Source organism: Halomonas sp. Mc5H-6, from assembly GCF_024124705.1.
GTDB lineage: Bacteria > Pseudomonadota > Gammaproteobacteria > Pseudomonadales > Halomonadaceae > Vreelandella > Vreelandella subterranea.
The window spans coordinates 68897-86459 of the sequence record NZ_JAMXSI010000004.1 but is presented as its reverse complement, the minus strand read 5'-3'; the positions used below and the strand labels follow the sequence as shown (position 1 = coordinate 86459).

Sequence of the window (17563 nt, the reverse complement as noted above, 5' to 3'; positions counted from 1 at the left end):
CGTTACTCCTCGTCGTCGCTCAGGGTCAGTACCTGATCCTGTTCGAGGCGTTCATTACCCACCACGATCACCCGGTCGCCGACCTCGACACCTTCATGAACGGCAACATCGCCCTCAAAGCCGCTGCCGATGTCGACGCGCTGCTCAACGGCACGCCACTCGTCGTCCTGCTGACGGGCCAGCCAGACACTGACGCTGCCATCCGGGCGGCGGATCAATGCATCGCGGGGAACGCTGGGGCCGGGCTCTCCTTCGATTCGCAGGCGACCCTCAACGGCCATGCCGGGCAGCAGTGCGAGTGCGTCGCCGGGGTCAGCGCGCAGCAGGAATTGGCGGCTTCTGGTGTCCTGAGGTACCTGTGCCTGAGGCTGGACGGTATACCACTGGTCGTCGCCTTCCTGGCGCACCTCGAGGGTAGCGTTGTCCATTTGCGCGTAGGCAGAGAAGGGCACCGGGAAATCAACCGTCAAGGCGTCGACATCAACCAGTGTCATCAAGGTGTCGCCCGGGGAGACCCACTCGCCGAGTTGAATGTCCCGCTGGGTGATCAGCGCATCGAACGGGGCTGTTATCGCGTGGCGGGTAATGCGTAGCGCCCAAAGGGCAAGCTCGGCCTGCTGAGCGGCCAGGGTCGCCTCGGCGGCGGCGAGAGCATTTTGCCGCTGGCGCTGTTCGCTGGCCGCGATGTTCTGCTCTGCTACCAACTGGTTGGCTTCGTTCAGGCGTCGCTGAGCGTCGTCGCGTTCGGCGCGGGCCTGGTCAACATTGGCCTGGGTACGTTGGCGTTCAAGTTCAGCCTCACGGCTATCCAGGGTTAATAAGCGCTCACCCTGGCGGACCCTCGCCCCCAGGTCCACGTGTAACGTGCTTACCAGGCCTGACTCGGCGCTTGAGAGCTGCGACGTGCGTGGAGCGCTGACACTACCGTTCAAACGGAGCATCTCGATACGCGGGGTGGCCTCGACGCGCTGGGTTTCCACCCGCGCTTGTTGAGCCGTGGCCGTGCCTCCTGTGGTTATCAGCAAGGTCAGCGCCGCGGCACATGCCTTGACTGTTTGGCCGATAGGCCGAAATCGTCGCAAAATAGCCCACCATTGAACTCGACTAATACGCCAGCATGCCATAATAGAACGGTCTGCTGGCGTTGGTGAGATCAACGTTATCCGCGTTTGAGGGCGCTCAGCAGCGCTTGAAGCGGGTGCTCGAGCGTTTTGGCCGAATAGCGCTTTACCTGGCTGCGGCAGGAGTAGCCCGTGGCCAGTAGCTTGTCCGCATTTTCTTCGGCTTCCACTTGCGGCTGCCAAGACTGCGCGTAGATGGTTTTTGAGGTCGCCACGTTGCGGGTTTCATGACCGTAGGTGCCGGACATGCCGCAGCAGCCGGTGCTGACCAGCTCAAGCTCAAGTCCAAAAGCGGCAAACACCTGTTGCCACGCCTTGGGGCTACCCGGCGCATTGGTGCTTTCGGTGCAATGTGAAAGCAGCTTGAAGCCCGGATCACTCACCTCCAACGGGCGGGTCGCAAGGGTGTTGAGCCGGGTGGCCAGCCATTCCTGGAGCATCAGCACTTCCGGCACGGCTTCATTGCCCAGCGCTTTGACATACTCCTGGCGATAGGTGAGGGTCATCGCCGGGTCGATACCCACCAGGGGAATATCAAAGTGCGCCAGCGTGCGAAGCCGCTCGGCCTGTTTCCGCGCCGTGCGCTCAAACGCCCCCAGAAAACCCTGCACATGCAGCGGTTTGCCGTTGGCCGAATAAGGCATTACGAAGACCCGCAGGTTGAGGCGTGACAACAGCTCGACAATATCCATCACCAGCTTGGCTTCAAAGTGGCTGGTAAACGCATCCTGGACGATGATCACGCTGTTGGCGCGCTGCTGTTCCGTGAGCAGGGCCAGTGAGGTCGGCGTGGCTTCCGCCACACCCCAGGCACGCAGCTTTTTCTTCAGGCTGGCGCGGGAAAGCGCCGGTGAGTCGCTGATGCCGATGCCTTTGCGCATCAGCTGCTCGACCCAGCGCTGGCCAATCACGGCGTTATACAGCGGCGCCGCCTTGGCAAAGGCGGGGAGCATCCATTCAGTGCCGCCGATGACGTAGTCACGCAGCGGGCGCAGGTAGCGGCCGTGGTAGACCTCCAGAAACTGCGAGCGGAACTGCGGCACGTTGACCTTGACGGGGCACTGTCCCGCGCAGGATTTGCACGCCAGACAGCCGGCCATGGCGTCGTAAACCTGGTGAGAGTAGTCGTGGTGCTGCTCGCGGCTCAGCGTGTTGACCACCCGCCGTGGGAAGTGCTGGATAAAGCCCCAGCCGCCTTCGGCTTTTTTCTGGCGCGACTCTTCCACCACGTCGATCCCTGCCTGGGACTGCAGGCGCAGCCATTCGCGGATCAGGCTGGCACGGCCTTTGGGCGAGTGGCGGCGATCGCGAGTGGCCTTCCAGGACGGGCACATGGGGTCATCGACATCGTAGTTGTAGCAGGCGCCATTGCCGTTGCAGTAGACCGCGGCGTCGTAGGCCTGCCAGGCGCGCTCGTCGATGGTGCGGTCGAGCTGGCCGCGCATTGGCACGCCGTCAATGGCGAGCAGCTCCGGGTCGTGCTCCCGGGCAATCAGCTCGCCCTTGTCCGAGGGCGAGGCAATCTTGCCGGGGTTGAGCTGGTTATAGGGATCAAAGGCGGCCTTGACCCGCTGCAGGCTGGGATAGAGCTTGCCGAAAAATTGGGGGCCGTACTCTGAGCGCACGCCCTTGCCGTGTTCGCCCCACAGCAGCCCGCCGTAGCGTTGGGTCAGTGCCGCCACCTCGTCGGAGATTTCCCGGATCAGGGCTTCCTGGGCGGGGTCTTTCATATCCAGCGAGGGGCGAACGTGGAGCACCCCGGCATCCACGTGGCCAAACATGCCGTAGGCGAGCCCCCGGGCGTCCAGTGCGGCGCGAAACTCGGCAATATAATCAGCCAGGTGCTCCGGCGGCACGGCGGTGTCTTCCACAAACGGCAGCGGGCGCTTTTCGCCCTGCACGTTGCCCAATAGCCCCACCGAGCGCTTGCGCATGCCGTAGACGGTCTGGATCTGCCCGCGGCCTTCGGCCAGGGTATAGCCCAGCCGCTTGACGCTGGCATCGTGGCGCAAATGCTCGGTGAATGCGCGAACCCGCCGGGCCAGCGCATCGGGGTCGTCGTCGTTGAACTCGACCAGGTTAATACCGCGAATGGCGGTGTCCCCGGCCGGGAAAAACTCGGCCACGCTGCTCCAGACGAAGTCGTCCATGGCGAGTTGCAGCACGGTGTCGTCGATGGTTTCGATGGACGTTGGGCGAGCACTTGACGCCATCAGCGCCTTGGCATCCCGCAGGGCCTCCATAAAACCGGCGTAGCGAACGTTCACTAACGTCGAGTGCTTGGGAATCGGCAGTACATTCAATACGGCTTCGTTCAGAAACCCAAGCGAGCCTTCCGAGCCGCAGAGCAGGCTGTTGAGATTAAGCTGGCCGTCCTTCTCGCGCAAGTGGGCCAGGTCGTAGCCGGTCAGACAGCGGTTGAGCGGGGGAAAGGTGGTCTCGATCAGTTCGCGCTGCTGGTCGATAATCTCGGCGGCGGTGGAATGAACCCGGCCAAGGATGCCGTCCTGCTGGCATTCCGCGGTTTCTTCTTCAACGCTCAGCGGGCGGCTGTGCAAGTGCTTACCCCCCATCAACACCGTGTCGAGCTCGAGCACATGGTCGCGGGTCTTGCCGTACTCGCAGCTGCCCTGGCCGCTGGCATCGGTGGATATCATGCCGCCGATCGTCGCGCGGTTGGAGGTCGACAGCTCCGGGGCGAAAAACAGTCCGTGAGGCTTGAGTGCCGCGTTGAGCTGGTCTTTGACCACGCCCGCCTGGACGCGCACCCGGCGATTCTCCACGTCGATCTCGATAATCCGGTTCATGTGGCGGGAGACATCCACCACGATGCCGTCGGTCAGCGACTGGCCGTTGGTGCCGGTGCCGCCGCCCCTCGGGGTGAGCACGATATCGCGATGGGGGACTTCGCTTGCCAGCTTGGCGAGTCGCTCGAGATCCTCGGCGTGCTTGGGAAAGACCGCGGCCTGGGGCAGGCGCTGGTAAATCGAGTTATCCGTCGCCAGCACCGTGCGGTTGGCGTAATCCGGCGCGATCTCGCCTTCAAAACCGCGCGTTTTCAGCGCCTCGAGAAAGCGCACATAGTGAGTGCCCAGGCGTTCGAGGGGTGCGGTACGCGAATCCAGAGATGCAATCATAATTGAGCAAGCCGTCACTGCTGAAAGCGGATGAAGAGAAGGCGACTACTTTACCGCAGTGGCCAACGGCCTGCACCTGGGCGGCGGCGTTATGCCTCGCCCAGTGCTTCCTTGACGAGCGCGGTGGATGATTCGGACATGGGCAGCGCCAACGCCAGCTCGTGGGCCCGCGGGGACATTTTACGCCAGGTCATCTGCACAATGCGCACCATATGGTCGTGCTCGACCTTGCGCGAGAAATCGGCGAAGTAGTTTTCCAGGAACACCAGGCAGGCGCAGTCTTCCAGCGCCTGCACCTCAGGGTCGCGTCCAAGACCTTTCTTACCGATCATTGCCGCGACGCGTTTGGCGTCCTCGGCGCTGTACCCGGCCTCCTCCATCAGTTGGGCCGTGGTCTCGCCTGCACGCTTGCCCTGGTCGCGCCGCCAGGTCAAATAGCCCACCCGGCCTTTGTCGTAGTCTTCCCGGGGCACCTGCCAGCGCTGCAAATGCTGGGCCCGCACTGCCAGCTGCAACAACTCGCCGGGCGAATCGTATACGTGCTCAAGCCACTTGCTCATGCGCTGAGCATAGGCCAACTCCTGGGGCATGGTGGTGCCATCGTCAAGTGTCGTTGAGCGCGGGTCCTGGGCATGCAGCGCGTCAATGGCGTCTAGTGTTTGTTCAAAAGCGGTAGGCATGGTGTTGGAACTCGGCAAGAAATGGGCGATGAAATTTCAGTCATCATCAGGTTGCCGAGAAATGTTGAGAATCTCAACTGCTACAGGTGGGTGAAGTGAGGGGAGCCGGGCAGTGAGTGAATCATTTCCAAGCGTACAGTTACAAAAAATCAGTCGCTTGGAAACTTCTGCTTTTGGTGAAGTACCCGCATGATATGAATCGAGGAATGATCGACCCAGTAGGAAATAATCATCGAAATCTCCGGGATGATAAGCAATCTGCCTGGAATGCCATCCCGCTGCACACCCATCAATGGCTGATCAAGTAGGCTCTCAGCTTTCGCTTCAATGATGTCGTCGGTTTTCTCAGCGACGGCAGGATTGACGTCGTAAAGAAATTCGAAAATCTTCTCGCGGTCATTCAGAGCCTCTTCTTCCCACAAGATCATTTGTTTGCCCGACCCCGAATGTTGGCTTTGCGTTCAGCCATTTGTGCCTTTGCACTTTCGTGATCAATAAAGGAAGCCTTGCCATCATCGAGCTTCTCGAAGGCTAGATTTATTTGCTGGGTTAGCCATGCATCGTGAGATAGCGCCTTGCGTTGCTGCTCGGCCAATTGCTCTGTGAATTCGCGGCAGGCATCACTTAATGTACGGCCCTGGCTCTCAGCCATTTGCTGGCTCAAGCGTTTTGTCTCTTCATCAACCCGAAACTGTATTCTGGTTTCCATGGTGACTGCCCATTCTGTTTGTGTGCGCACAAATGTTAGCACAAAGTGACTGGCAAGACGCGAAATTGTCCCTTTTCAAGGTTTGCAATGCCGCATCAAGCTCATTTTGGCGAGACATAGGCGGCCTCTCCGAAGGGCTGGGACCTTTTTATCCGTTGTAAAATCCAACATACCCTGAGGGGTATTTTTAAGCTGTATGCCCGGTAGTGGATCTGAACACCAATCGTTTATTGAGCTCTTGTCAGTCTAAGTGTGTCGCTTGGGGGTATCTTGAGTTGTTTACGGCAATGCGTGTTCTGGTAGTAGTTTCAATCCACGCGCCCGCGTGGGGCGCGACTTCAGTTCGTCAAAGATGCTTGCGACGTCGACCTGTTTCTATCCGCACGCCTCGAGCGGGGCGCGACAGCTGGGGGTCTTGCTCACGGCTGGTTTCGTGCCGGTTTCTATCCGCACGCCCCGGGTGGGGCGCGACTAAACGTCACGCTCTCCGGTGACGTGCTGCCAGTAGTTTCTATCCGCACGCCCCTGGCGGGGCGCGACAAGAGTTTCGCGACTGGTGCAGCAACCGCATCAAGTTTCTATCCGCACGCCCCGAGCGGGGCGCGACGCCACGCTGGCGCGCAGGCAGCCCGCCATCAGCACGTTTCTATTCGCACGCCCCGAGCGGGGCGCGACGCATACACCATGCAACTGACAGGCAAAGCCACTGTGTTTCTATCCGCACGCCCCGTGCGGGGCGCGACGCGTCAATCGCCAGATACCATAGGTTCTCGTTGTCGTTTCTATCCGCACGCCCCGTGCGGGGCGAGACCAGACTGCTTATCCATAACCCGCTCTTCCACCAGGTTTCTATCCGCACGCCCCGTGCGGGGCGCGACCCTATCCAGGACGTTGACCAGATCGAGTATCAAGACGTTTCTATCAGCACGCCCCGTGCGGGGCGCGACTGGGTTCACCGCGCCGGTTAAAGACCATTTATCGCTCGTTTCTATCCGCACGCCCCGTGCGGGGCGCGACCGCACGTGCCGCCTTTAGGCGCTACTACGTTTACCGTTTCTATCCGCACGCCCCGTGCGGGGCGCGACTCTGCACCATGGCGCAGCAGCGAATGTATATACCGTTTCTATCCGCACGCCCCGTGCGGGGCGCGACTCCGGAAAGTGACGTCGGGCATGGCGATGCACAAGTTTCTATCCGCACGCCCCGTGCGGGGCGCGACGCCTACTGGCACGACCCCGACGCCGCCGAGCGCCGTGTTTCTATCCGCACGCCCCGTGCGGGGCGCGACGATTCTCAGGTGAGAGCAGAGATTGCTTACAACCAGTTTCTATCCGCACGCCCCGTGCGGGGCGCGACCACCTCATCCTGAGCAACACCGCCAACGTAGAGCTGTTTCTATCCGCACGCCCCGTGCGGGGCGCGACAGGAATACAAGCTGTCTGCCAGTGCAGCGACGGATGGTTTCTATCCGCACGCCCCGTGCGGGGCGCGACTCCAAGGGCGTAAACACGCTTGAGCAATTCCGGCTTAGTTTCTATCCGCACGCCCCGTGCGGGGCGCGACTGACTGCCTTGTATAGCTTCCAGGTGATACCCGAGTTTCTATCCGCACGCCCCGTGCGGGGCGCGACCACGGAAGGCACCTATTACGTGCTTGACGTCTTCCGTGTTTCTATCCGCACGCCCCGTGCGGGGCGCGACAAGCTCTCATGGGCACCGGCATGCGCGGGTTTGATGTTTCTATCCGCACGCCCCGTGCGGGGCGCGACACTTCACGCCTCGCAACTCATGGGGATTCGAGGCTGTTTCTATCCGCACGCCCCGTGCGGGGCGCGACGCTCGGGCAACTCATTTCTGCTTGGCGGCGTCGAAGTTTCTATCCGCACGCCCCGTGCGGGGCGCGACTGGTGGGCATCGTACAACGACCCAGGCGGCAAACGTTTCTATCCGCACGCCCCGTGCGGGGCGCGACAACCTGAGCGCTTGTGTCTACCCAGGTCATGTAGGGGTTTCTATCCGCACGCCCCGTGCGGGGCGCGACCATACACGCCGATGACATCGCCTCGATCCTTTGTTTCTATCCGCACGCCCCGTGCGGGGCGCGACCCGGTGGGGGTGTCGACTTCGACGGTGGCCTGGCGGTTTCTATCCGCACGCCCCGTGCGGGGCGCGACAGCTGGGCGATGCCAACAGCCGCGCCAATCTGCTGTTTCTATCCGCACGCCCCGTGCGGGGCGCGACTTCGAATAAAAGCTCGGTGAAATTAAGCATGTAACGACGAGTTTCTATCCGCACGCCCCGTGCGGGGCGCGACCACGGCATCACCCCGTGCATGCCGGACTCGACATAGTTTCTATCCGCACGCCCCGTGCGGGGCGCGACATACGGCGCGCTGCCCAGTCATCCACGATGCTCTGTTTCTATCCGCACGCCCCGTGCGGGGCGCGACCTTTTTTTATCGGGTGCGATTACAACGGCAGTGGTTGTTTCTATCCGCACGCCCCGTGCGGGGCGCGACGTGGCGGTGTCGCTGTGGTTGCCCCTGTAGGCCGTGTTTCTATCCGCACGCCCCGTGCGGGGCGCGACCCTTCACCGCTGTTGAGTTCGGCTGTCTCGGTCACGTTTCTATCCGCACGCCCCGTGCGGGGCGCGACTAGCCTTGGCCGGTCGAACCCATGGCTAGTTGCCAGTTTCTATCCGCACGCCCCGTGCGGGGCGCGACACGCCCAAGCGTTGAGCAAAACGCCCTACGCGCGGTTTCTATCCGCACGCCCCGTGCGGGGCGCGACGGTCGCTGGCTTCGGCTTCGTGGCTGCGCATCGAGTTTCTATCCGCACGCCCCGTGCGGGGCGCGACATACGAGCGATTGGGGGCTTGATCTGAGGGGCGTGTTTCTATCCGCACGCCCCGTGCGGGGCGCGACGCTGGCGTAGTTGTTCACCGCCTCGGCTTCGTCCTGTTTCTATCCGCACGCCCCGTGCGGGGCGCGACGTTTTCCAGCAGCACCTCGACGGCATTGTCGACGCTGTTTCTATCCGCACGCCCCGTGCGGGGCGCGACCAGGCGCGACTACCGCCCGGCTCGTCCGGCATCGTTTCTATCCGCACGCCCCGTGCGGGGCGCGACGGTTAACATCATACTGCTCCTGCTGCGGCTACGGTTTCTATCCGCACGCCCCGTGCGGGGCGCGACAAGCCCCGCTCGAAAGCAGGGCTGTGTTGATTTTGTTTCTATCCGCACGCCCCGTGCGGGGCGCGACTTCGGCGCAGCCGTGTGACGCGTCAAGATCAAAGCCGTTTCTATCCGCACGCCCCGTGCGGGGCGCGACCTCGACTACTTGATAACCCTCTCCCTGGCGGCTGTTTCTATCCGCACGCCCCGTGCGGGGCGCGACATGGAGTCGATGGCCGCCTGCTCGCGTGCCGCCTTGTTTCTATCCGCACGCCCCGTGCGGGGCGCGACGGAGTCGAAGATCAGGCCGGTACCGGCATCAACGTTTCTATCCGCACGCCCCGTGCGGGGCGCGACTTGGCACTTTCAATGCTCACAGGCACAGACGACGGTTTCTATCCGCACGCCCCGTGCGGGGCGCGACCGGGCTTTGTTGTCCCATCCATCATGGGGGCCACAGTTTCTATCCGCACGCCCCGTGCGGGGCGCGACATATTGTGCTGAAATTGCGCGATGCCGTGTGCGATGTTTCTATCCGCACGCCCCGTGCGGGGCGCGACAGCCCCTCAACATCAGCACTAACAATGTGGCACTGTTTCTATCCGCACGCCCCGTGCGGGGCGCGACGCGACTACGCAATCATATGGGGGTACCACCCCGATGTTTCTATCCGCACGCCCCGTGCGGGGCGCGACGGGGTACGGGTCTCTTTCAACACCAAGTCCGAGATGTTTCTATCCGCACGCCCCGTGCGGGGCGCGACCTGAGCTGCCTGGGCGGCAGCGCACTACTCGTAAGTTTCTATCCGCACGCCCCGTGCGGGGCGCGACGATGGCTTTCCATGCATTCAGGGTGCCAAAAAGGGGTTTCTATCCGCACGCCCCGTGCGGGGCGCGACCTGCATCGCGTCAATCATGGCCTGTTTTACTGAGTCGTTTCTATCCGCACGCCCCGTGCGGGGCGCGACGATTGCGGCAGTTGGCTGCCGCGTTTTACCTTTAGTTTCTATCCGCACGCCCCGTGCGGGGCGCGACACGTCGCCAGTCTCCAGTGCCGCCACCAGTGTCGTGTTTCTATCCGCACGCCCCGTGCGGGGCGCGACTCCGGCACCAGCGTTTGCAATTTCAGCGTTGCCATGTTTCTATCCGCACGCCCCGTGCGGGGCGCGACATGATGCGATGAGCTACCCTGGCGACCATGCGGCGCGTTTCTATCCGCACGCCCCGTGCGGGGCGCGACGAGCGCCCCTCTAGCTCCTCAGACAAGCGCAGCATGTTTCTATCCGCACGCCCCGTGCGGGGCGCGACCTCGCGCATTTCGTTTAGGGCCTGCTCAGCTTTTGGTTTCTATCCGCACGCCCCGTGCGGGGCGCGACACACGACTGTCAATCCGCTCATCCACCCAAGACTGTTTCTATCCGCACGCCCCGTGCGGGGCGCGACGAAAGCCCTGCCCCAAGAGAGTCGATGTCAAATTGTTTCTATCCGCACGCCCCGTGCGGGGCGCGACATGCTAAACGAGGCAACTTTTAGCCAGCCTGTTGTAGTTTCTATCCGCACGCCCCGTGCGGGGCGCGACAAGAAAATCCAGAGTGCAAGAGGGCTAGCGAGAGTTTCTATCCGCACGCCCCGTGCGGGGCGCGACTGCACAGTGCGAGCATGGCGGCATAGGCCATACGTGTTTCTATCCGCACGCCCCGTGCGGGGCGCGACGGCTAACGGCTGGCAGGGTAGACAAAAGCATGTTGCAGTTTCTATCCGCACGCCCCGTGCGGGGCGCGACCATGGCTAGCTGCAAATGCAGCCCGCAGGAAGATGTTTCTATCCGCACGCCCCGTGCGGGGCGCGACGTCAAGGTTCCACATTGACGCCATGTCGAAGGCAGGCGTTTCTATCCGCACGCCCCGTGCGGGGCGCGACTCGCCGGTCGATTGGATCTCGGTTATACGATATTGTTTCTATCCGCACGCCCCGTGCGGGGCGCGACAACACATACCTCACGATTAACGGCGTTGTGTTTGAGTTTCTATCCGCACGCCCCGTGCGGGGCGCGACGATTTCGGTGGTTTCGCCAGCCGCTACAGTGCGAACGTTTCTATCCGCACGCCCCGTGCGGGGCGCGACTGGGCGTTAATCCGAGCGCCTCGCCAAGCGCGATGTTTCTATCCGCACGCCCCGTGCGGGGCGCGACGACCCAGTGGTTGCATCGTCGTCCCACATCCACACTTGGTTTCTATCCGCACGCCCCGTGCGGGGCGCGACACCCGTCAACATCGAGCTCATGATCGACTTGCTCGACTTGGTTTCTATCCGCACGCCCCGTGCGGGGCGCGACCTTTACGCCCTTTGCGACATGAAGGATTCCAGCCGTTTCTATCCGCACGCCCCGTGCGGGGCGCGACATGGATTCGACGCAATCCAACGTGAGCAATGTTGACGTTTCTATCCGCACGCCCCGTGCGGGGCGCGACCTTAAGAGTCGCCAGCGCTTCTCTACCCCTATCTGTGTTTCTATCCGCACGCCCCGTGCGGGGCGCGACATTCAATCCCGGTCGACTCTGCTCGCATCACGAAAGTTTCTATCCGCACGCCCCGTGCGGGGCGCGACATGATTGAGCTAACCCTGCCCTTCCCACCCACGGTGTTTCTATCCGCACGCCCCGTGCGGGGCGCGACATCAAGTACAAGGCCAACTGTTCAGCACTCGCAACGTTTCTATCCGCACGCCCCGTGCGGGGCGCGACGCCGCAGCCAAGAGGCCGATTAACCAAGGCGCTAGTTTCTATCCGCACGCCCCGTGCGGGGCGCGACAACATCATTTTGACGCAAGCGGGATTGCAGTACGCGTTTCTATCCGCACGCCCCGTGCGGGGCGCGACGACGACCTGCGTGGCAGCCAGTACACCGCGCTAGTTTCTATCCGCACGCCCCGTGCGGGGCGCGACGAGCTTGGGATGCAGCCAAGTGCCGCCGCCACGGTCCGTTTCTATCCGCACGCCCCGTGCGGGGCGCGACACGAAGAAGTTTGACCAAATGTCAGGCGCTGAATTGTTTCTATCCGCACGCCCCGTGCGGGGCGCGACAGCACAGCTGAATCAGGTGTTCGAGGATTTACCAGTTTCTATCCGCACGCCCCGTGCGGGGCGCGACACGATCGGCAATGCCATTCCATCGAAGAGCTGCGGGTTTCTATCCGCACGCCCCGTGCGGGGCGCGACTGTTCTGTTTATAACATCATGAAAAATAAAAGCAAAAAGACATGCTTTTGCGAAACACTGAGCATTAACCGATTTTGCTTGGTACAAAGAAGTGGGCGAAAGGATTTGTTATTAAAATCAATTTATTAAAGAGCTGCGAACCTGGCGGGGGTTAGCAAGACACTTACGGTTCGCAAGTGAGAGAAATATCAAAAAACTAAAGGGCCATTCATATCTAAGGCGGGCTTGGCGCCAATATGTTCGATGCGGTTTTTCCAATTTCGGCCTAAGAAGTAGAAGCGTAAGCTATCTACCTCGTCATCAATCAAGTCGATCAAGCGTTGACGAAAGCGTACCCATTGATCGGGATCGACTTCAATTTCAAACACGGAAAATTGTACCCGCTGCCCTACATCTCGACACGCTTTTGCTACTCGCCGCAGCCTGCCTTCACCGCCCTCTGAAGAGGTGCTGACATCGTAACTGACCAGTACCATCATGATATTGCCCTCAGTGTGCTATTTCCAAAGGAAAGGTGGGTAAGCATCTAAGTCACCGCGCAGATGACGTGCCATTAATTGAGCTTGCAGTATGGGCAGCATGCCTATAGGTGCTTTTTCATCAATAAACGTATGCAACAGCTCTTCACGCTTGCGCTCTTGGTAAGCAGTCAGCACCAGCTTGCGGGCATCGTCTGTCATAACGACGCCATTGCTTTCAGTAATATTAAAGTCTTTCACGCACAACTGACGACGATTGATGAGCGACAGGGCTAGTCGATCACCTAACAAAGGGCGAAACTCTTCTGCAAGGTCGAGCGCAAGGCTTGGGCGGCCTGGGCGATCCCGGTGTAAAAAGCCCACGGCAGGGTCTAAGCCGACGCTCTCTAGTGCTGAACGGCAGTCGTGGGTGAGCAGCGTATACAAAAACGACAATAACGCATTAATGCGGTCTCTCGGCGGGCGTCGATTGCGGCCCTTAAACTCAAAGGCATCACCTTCTTGGCGCACTAGTAAATTGAAGACGCTGAAATATACTTGGGCGGCTTCGCCTTCTAGGCCGCGTAGCTCATTGGTTGTGGCTGGTTGCAGTAAATTACGTGCGATGCGACTTAGCCGGTCACGAGCCGCTTCCAGGCGCTGGCGATCATGAGGTGGCATCTTGCTGCCATAATCGCGAATGCCCCGGGCGAGAACAGCGCGTTGATTATGGACTTTACCAATCAAAAGGCTACTGACTAGGCTCGAGCAGGAGGCTTCGTTATCACTGGCACGATATTGAGTGCGTCTGAGTAATACGTTGCCAGAGACGGGGCCTTCAATACGCGCCAAGAATTTCCCGTTCGGTGACAGGTGGGTGATGGTAACGCCTTGTTCAGCGCAGAATCCCATTAACGGCGGGGATACAAGCACACGCCCAAAGCATACAAGGGACTCCAGCATATGAATGGGAAGCCTGGCGCGCTCTTTCCCTTCTACCTGCATGACAATGTTGGCGCCTTCTTTTTTAAGCCAAGCACCTTCGGTAGTGATGTACAGTGAGTTTAATTGTCGTCGCATTGGCGTTACTCATCCAGGGCATCAAGTTGACGGGTAAGCCATTGGCTTGCGGAGCGCTGCTTGCTAAACACTTGAGGTTGGCAAATATCGACAAGGGAGCAGTGGTCACACTTTTTTGCATCGTAAATAGCCGGTGGTGTCTGCTGCTCATCAAAAATAGCGCGGGTTTGCTCAATAATGCGATGAGTTAACGTGCGTAGCGTGTCATCAAAGACGACTTCTTTGCGCCGTCGTGTTTTGCCATAAAACAGGGCGCCAGAGTCGATATGGATACCTAGCATCTCTTCCAGGCAGAGCGCCTGAGCGCAGAGCTGCACCTCATCCGCACGGTGCGCTTTAGGTCGCCCGCGTTTGTACTCAATAGGGCGTACAGTCAAAGGTGATTGACGTTCATCAAACTCTACAACATCGGCAATACCGCTCAAGCCCAGCTGTTCACTTGCCAAAGGCAAGGCCATGGAAGTGTGTATGCCCCGGCGACGCTGATGCCCCAACTGGTCCGCGCGTTCGTGTAATAAACGGCCTTCAGCGGTATAACGGTTTTCGGCCCATTGCTGCTCTACATGGATCAGCGCGCATTGGCGTGGGCAGAACAGCGTATGCTGCAGAGCCGAAAGCAGAATAGGGCGTGCCTCTTCTTCCATGGCGTTTCACCTATAAGTGTTCTTCTACCGTCACACCAGACGGCAGTGACTCGCTGGCGATGCTGACTTGATAGTCGCTGTAGTGGCGTGCCGGTGTATCTTCTTTCCCTTCAACACGTTTCACTTGAACACTATCGAAGAGCACATGAGCGGGCGCGTTACCCATGGGGTGATCATGCTTGAAAACAACAAGTTTTCGGGTTGACATCTCACCGCGCGCGGCAGAGCGGTCGTGTTCAAACATATTGATTAGAGAGCGCCATAAAAGAGCTAAATCGTCTTCTGAAAAACCGGTACGTTCAGCTAGTTTTGCAGAGACATAGCCATGTACGCGGTATAGGCCATAAGGAATTATGTGCTTGCGCCCCATGGTGCGCTCTTTTTCAAGATCCTTTTCGTTGGTAACCGCCATACGGGTAATGGAGACTTCCATGGGTATGACGGGATCGATAGAGCTAGCAAAGGCCACCTGGACAGGGCCGCGCACTTGGCCGGAGTTTACCTCGGTTGTCATGACTGCGCCGAAGGTGCGCACATCGAAAAAGTTATTACACATCCATTCGGTTACTTGGCGCGCTTTTTCCGCTTCCTTGGGAAGCTTTTTAGATTCAGGTTTAATGTCCAGCGCTTCATAGGCTTTTTTATGCTGGTTGTTGAGCACTGACTTTTCTTGCATATAGATGGCATAGCCAGCGTCGTGTTCTTTTTCGAGCGCCACGTAGTTGCGAATTTTACGCTTTAGGCAAACATCCGTGATAAGCCCCTGGTTAGTCTCTGGGTCGAGCCGTGGCAGGTTGCCTGCATCAGGGTCACCGTTCGGGTTGCCGTTGGTGACATCAAATAAAAGGACAAATTCATAACGGTTAGCAATGGTGCTCATTCTGAGTCTCCCTGTTCAGATTGTTCATCGCTATTCGCGTTATCTTTTTTAGCGAATCGCGCTTGTGATTGATGGTAGTAACCAATGGCAAATCGACCTTGTTCTTCGATACGTAGACTGCGCGGGAAGGTATCGCCCAGCCCGTCAATAATTTGGCCGATTTCGCTTTCAATATTGTATGCAATACCGCCTTTGTCTTTTTTACGCATGGATGAAAGGTGGTTCTGCACATTGCGCAGCAGCATAGGGAACACACTGGCGGGCGTGGCGGACGCGGCACCGTAGTAGCGATCCTTAATGGTGGCATTCAACTCTCTACCAAGTGCGCCGCGTTGTGCGTTTTCTAATTCGGCAAATAAGCGGCCCAATAAGTAACCTGGATGGGTGGAGCTTTTATCAAGGCTCACGGAAACCTCCTGTTTGTTCGAGTTTGAGTGCGTGGCCAAGCGAGCCTCTCGGGCTAATACTGCTTTGCAAAGAGCGACGCGCAAGCCATTGATATTGCCATCACTGCGAAAACGCATAACAACACTGGTAAGCAGTGGGCGGGGGTAGCGCTGCCCGGTGATAATGGCGCGCATCATTTCGCCAGCAAGCTGGGGCAGTACGTCTTCTGATTTTGGCCGTGCGCCATTAATAGGCGCTGTTTGCAAGGTTAACCACCAAACGCTGGGGGCAATACCTTTCCATGGAGCAGGCTGGATATCTAGATCTTGGTAATGCTGGGCGTAATACTTGGTTAAGTGCTCCAAACTATCGTCCATCCAAAATCGAACGGATAGACGAGCGGCATTGGGAGCAAGCCCAAGCACATAAAATTGCGTTTCGGGTTCTAGTTCTGGAGCGACTTCCTTTAGCGGGCGGCCATCCGCAACCTGGGAAAGCAAAGAGCCCAGTTTGTTAGCTTCCTGCACATCGCTAGGCGGTTGGTTGAGTACCGCGAAAAAGCTTTCCGCCACTTGCGCTGCCTTTGATGTTTGTGCAGCTGCCCAGAAAACCAGTGTGGTATCGCCTATTTGCAGGCGTTGTCGGTTGTCTGCATCGCCACGCAGTAAATAGTTAAGCGCCGTTGTGTAGCCAAAAATCGCCGATGTGGAAATAGCCGCGTTTTGATTTTTACGAAAGCCGTAAGACTCATACGCCTCACTATTAAACGAGACTAGCGAAGCACCCGACGATTGTGCGTCTCTAACGCCTTTAATGGCAGGGTGGTCAGTACCCAGTATGGCGTCTTCGCCGGTGATTAAGCATTGCCCGAAAATACCGGTATTTTCTTCGAGTGCAGCACCCCAGATACGGCGAGCACCGTCGTTTTCATGCAGATATTGTCGTTGTCCGTCTAGCCGAAAAATAATATTGCTATCTAGTACTTCCTCGCTGTAACCGGGCAGCGAGGATAGCTTTTCAGGGTGCCATTGATCTAAGAACTTCAAAAAGGCCAGGAGTGATTTGTCATCACTGTTACGAAAAAGGGCAAATTGGCGGGCTTTGAAGGCGGCATGTTCATCGCTTAAGCGTTTGCCTTCTCCGGCGGTTACCCCTAATGCGTACGCAGTTTTATCCCAAAGCGGGTAGGCGTGAATACCTGATGTACGTCGCTTATCAACGGGTACCTGATAAGGGCGGGCGCGGGGCTTTTTGCCTGAGGTGTCACGCAGATCATCAATCTGCTGCGGACAGCCATTCTGATCGAATGCCAGGGCAAAGCTGATTTTTTCTGTACTAAAGCCTGGCTGCGGTACTTTGTTTTCCTTGGATAGCCGCTGGTAGTAGTCATTGAGGGCGGTCAGTATCATGCGAATGTCTCCTGGAAGGGAGGCACTTCAATCACGCCATCTTGCATCTTGGCGCGGAAAAATCGCGATGTTTTGCCGTTTGCAAAGTCAATATCGTGCAGCATGTAGCCAAGGTCTTTTTCACCGGTTAATGCTGGGGCAAAAGATGGGAGAGGCTGTTCAGGTTCAATGAGCGCAAAATTCGCTGGGAATTCGCGAGTGCCCATGCAGGGAGTGTGGAAGCATTGGCCTTGGCGGGCGCGGCGATTGAAAATATCGAGATGCTTGCCGGGCGTGTCGCTATCGTCCGCACGTGGGGTAAACTCAAAGTGCGCCTCAATAACGTAAGCGACATTGCGTAAAATGGTGGCGGCTCGTTGTTGGCGGTTCTGGTCAACAAAATAGGCCACATCATCAACGCGCCCCGCCTTCATGGCCTTGGTCACGGAGGGTGCTGAGAGCTTGCCACCGACTTCATTGCGCCGTAGTGACTCAAACTGAATTGGCTTGAGCACATGGATACGGTCTACGCACCAGCGAATGGCGGGTTTCCAGTGGATGGCTTCCAGTATGCCGCGTGCTGCCGAGGGTGTGATCACATCATAGGATACACGCTCTACTTTCATCTCTGGCCGCGTAAAGCAGGCCCTGTCACCCCAGATATGCAGTCGAACTCCGTATGACATAACGGC

Annotated in this window: 11 protein-coding genes and 1 CRISPR repeat array; all 11 genes read right to left on the bottom strand. The window is 58.8% G+C overall.

Features of this window, described 5'->3' with window-relative positions:
- Window positions 1-2: 2 nt before the first annotated feature.
- Window positions 3-1025, bottom strand: a complete 1023-nt coding sequence (locus NH395_RS07830) for an efflux RND transporter periplasmic adaptor subunit (protein WP_253023769.1) — start codon at window positions 1023-1025, stop codon at window positions 3-5.
- 134 nt (window positions 1026-1159) lie between these two features.
- Window positions 1160-4258 (bottom strand): FAD-binding and (Fe-S)-binding domain-containing protein, encoded by a 3099-nt coding sequence (locus NH395_RS07825; protein WP_253023768.1) that lies wholly within the window; start codon window positions 4256-4258, stop codon window positions 1160-1162.
- Between the two features lie 89 nt (window positions 4259-4347).
- Complete coding sequence (locus NH395_RS07820) at window positions 4348-4938, bottom strand: DUF4202 domain-containing protein (RefSeq protein WP_092828216.1); 591 nt, start codon at window positions 4936-4938, stop codon at window positions 4348-4350.
- A gap of 149 nt (window positions 4939-5087) precedes the next feature.
- The gene (locus NH395_RS07815; RefSeq protein WP_253023766.1) at window positions 5088-5366 is read right to left on the bottom strand and encodes a type II toxin-antitoxin system RelE/ParE family toxin; all 279 of its coding nucleotides are present in this window, start codon (window positions 5364-5366) and stop codon (window positions 5088-5090) included.
- Window positions 5363-5647 carry a type II toxin-antitoxin system RelB/DinJ family antitoxin gene (locus tag NH395_RS07810; protein ID WP_092828220.1) on the bottom strand — a complete coding sequence of 95 codons (285 nt, stop codon included), beginning with the start codon at window positions 5645-5647 and terminating at the stop codon, window positions 5363-5365. Before NH395_RS07810 ends, NH395_RS07815 begins: the two co-directional genes overlap by 4 nt.
- Window positions 5648-5951: 304 nt before the next feature.
- Window positions 5952-12034: a CRISPR direct-repeat array (repeat unit 33 nt; unit sequence GTTTCTATCCGCACGCCCCGTGCGGGGCGCGAC).
- Between the two features lie 188 nt (window positions 12035-12222).
- Window positions 12223-12513: a CRISPR-associated endonuclease Cas2 gene (cas2, locus tag NH395_RS07805; RefSeq protein ID WP_113270882.1), complete on the bottom strand. Its 291-nt coding sequence runs from the start codon at window positions 12511-12513 to the stop codon at window positions 12223-12225.
- 18 nt (window positions 12514-12531) lie between these two features.
- On the bottom strand, window positions 12532-13572 hold the full coding sequence (gene cas1c, locus NH395_RS07800; protein WP_253023764.1) for a type I-C CRISPR-associated endonuclease Cas1c: 1041 nt from the start codon (window positions 13570-13572) through the stop codon (window positions 12532-12534).
- A 5-nt stretch (window positions 13573-13577) separates the two neighbouring features.
- A complete protein-coding gene (gene cas4, locus NH395_RS07795; RefSeq protein ID WP_253023762.1) occupies window positions 13578-14216 on the bottom strand; it encodes a CRISPR-associated protein Cas4 in 639 nt (212 codons plus the stop codon).
- A gap of 10 nt (window positions 14217-14226) precedes the next feature.
- On the bottom strand, window positions 14227-15096 hold the full coding sequence (gene cas7c / locus NH395_RS07790) for a type I-C CRISPR-associated protein Cas7/Csd2 (RefSeq protein ID WP_253023760.1): 870 nt from the start codon (window positions 15094-15096) through the stop codon (window positions 14227-14229).
- A complete protein-coding gene (gene cas8c / locus NH395_RS07785; RefSeq protein WP_253023758.1) occupies window positions 15093-16892 on the bottom strand; it encodes a type I-C CRISPR-associated protein Cas8c/Csd1 in 1800 nt (599 codons plus the stop codon). Before cas8c ends, cas7c begins: the two co-directional genes overlap by 4 nt.
- Window positions 16889-17557: a type I-C CRISPR-associated protein Cas5c gene (cas5c, locus tag NH395_RS07780; RefSeq protein WP_253023757.1), complete on the bottom strand. Its 669-nt coding sequence runs from the start codon at window positions 17555-17557 to the stop codon at window positions 16889-16891. The genes cas8c and cas5c overlap by 4 nt, the downstream gene beginning before the upstream one ends.
- Window positions 17558-17563 lie beyond the last annotated feature (6 nt).

Bases quoted from the DNA above. Each gene is read 5' to 3' on its own strand.
- NH395_RS07825 (WP_253023768.1), bottom strand. From the start codon at position 4,258: ATGATTGCATCTCTGGATTCGCGTACCGCACCCCTCGAACGCCTGGGC.
- NH395_RS07820 (WP_092828216.1), bottom strand. From the start codon at position 4,938: ATGCCTACCGCTTTTGAACAAACACTAGACGCCATTGACGCGCTGCAT.
- NH395_RS07815 (WP_253023766.1), bottom strand. From the start codon at position 5,366: ATGATCTTGTGGGAAGAAGAGGCTCTGAATGACCGCGAGAAGATTTTC.
- NH395_RS07810 (WP_092828220.1), bottom strand. From the start codon at position 5,647: ATGGAAACCAGAATACAGTTTCGGGTTGATGAAGAGACAAAACGCTTG.
- cas2 (WP_113270882.1), bottom strand. From the start codon at position 12,513: ATGATGGTACTGGTCAGTTACGATGTCAGCACCTCTTCAGAGGGCGGT.
- cas1c (WP_253023764.1), bottom strand. From the start codon at position 13,572: ATGCGACGACAATTAAACTCACTGTACATCACTACCGAAGGTGCTTGG.
- cas4 (WP_253023762.1), bottom strand. From the start codon at position 14,216: ATGGAAGAAGAGGCACGCCCTATTCTGCTTTCGGCTCTGCAGCATACG.
- cas7c (WP_253023760.1), bottom strand. From the start codon at position 15,096: ATGAGCACCATTGCTAACCGTTATGAATTTGTCCTTTTATTTGATGTC.
- cas8c (WP_253023758.1), bottom strand. From the start codon at position 16,892: ATGATACTGACCGCCCTCAATGACTACTACCAGCGGCTATCCAAGGAA.
- cas5c (WP_253023757.1), bottom strand. From the start codon at position 17,557: ATGTCATACGGAGTTCGACTGCATATCTGGGGTGACAGGGCCTGCTTT.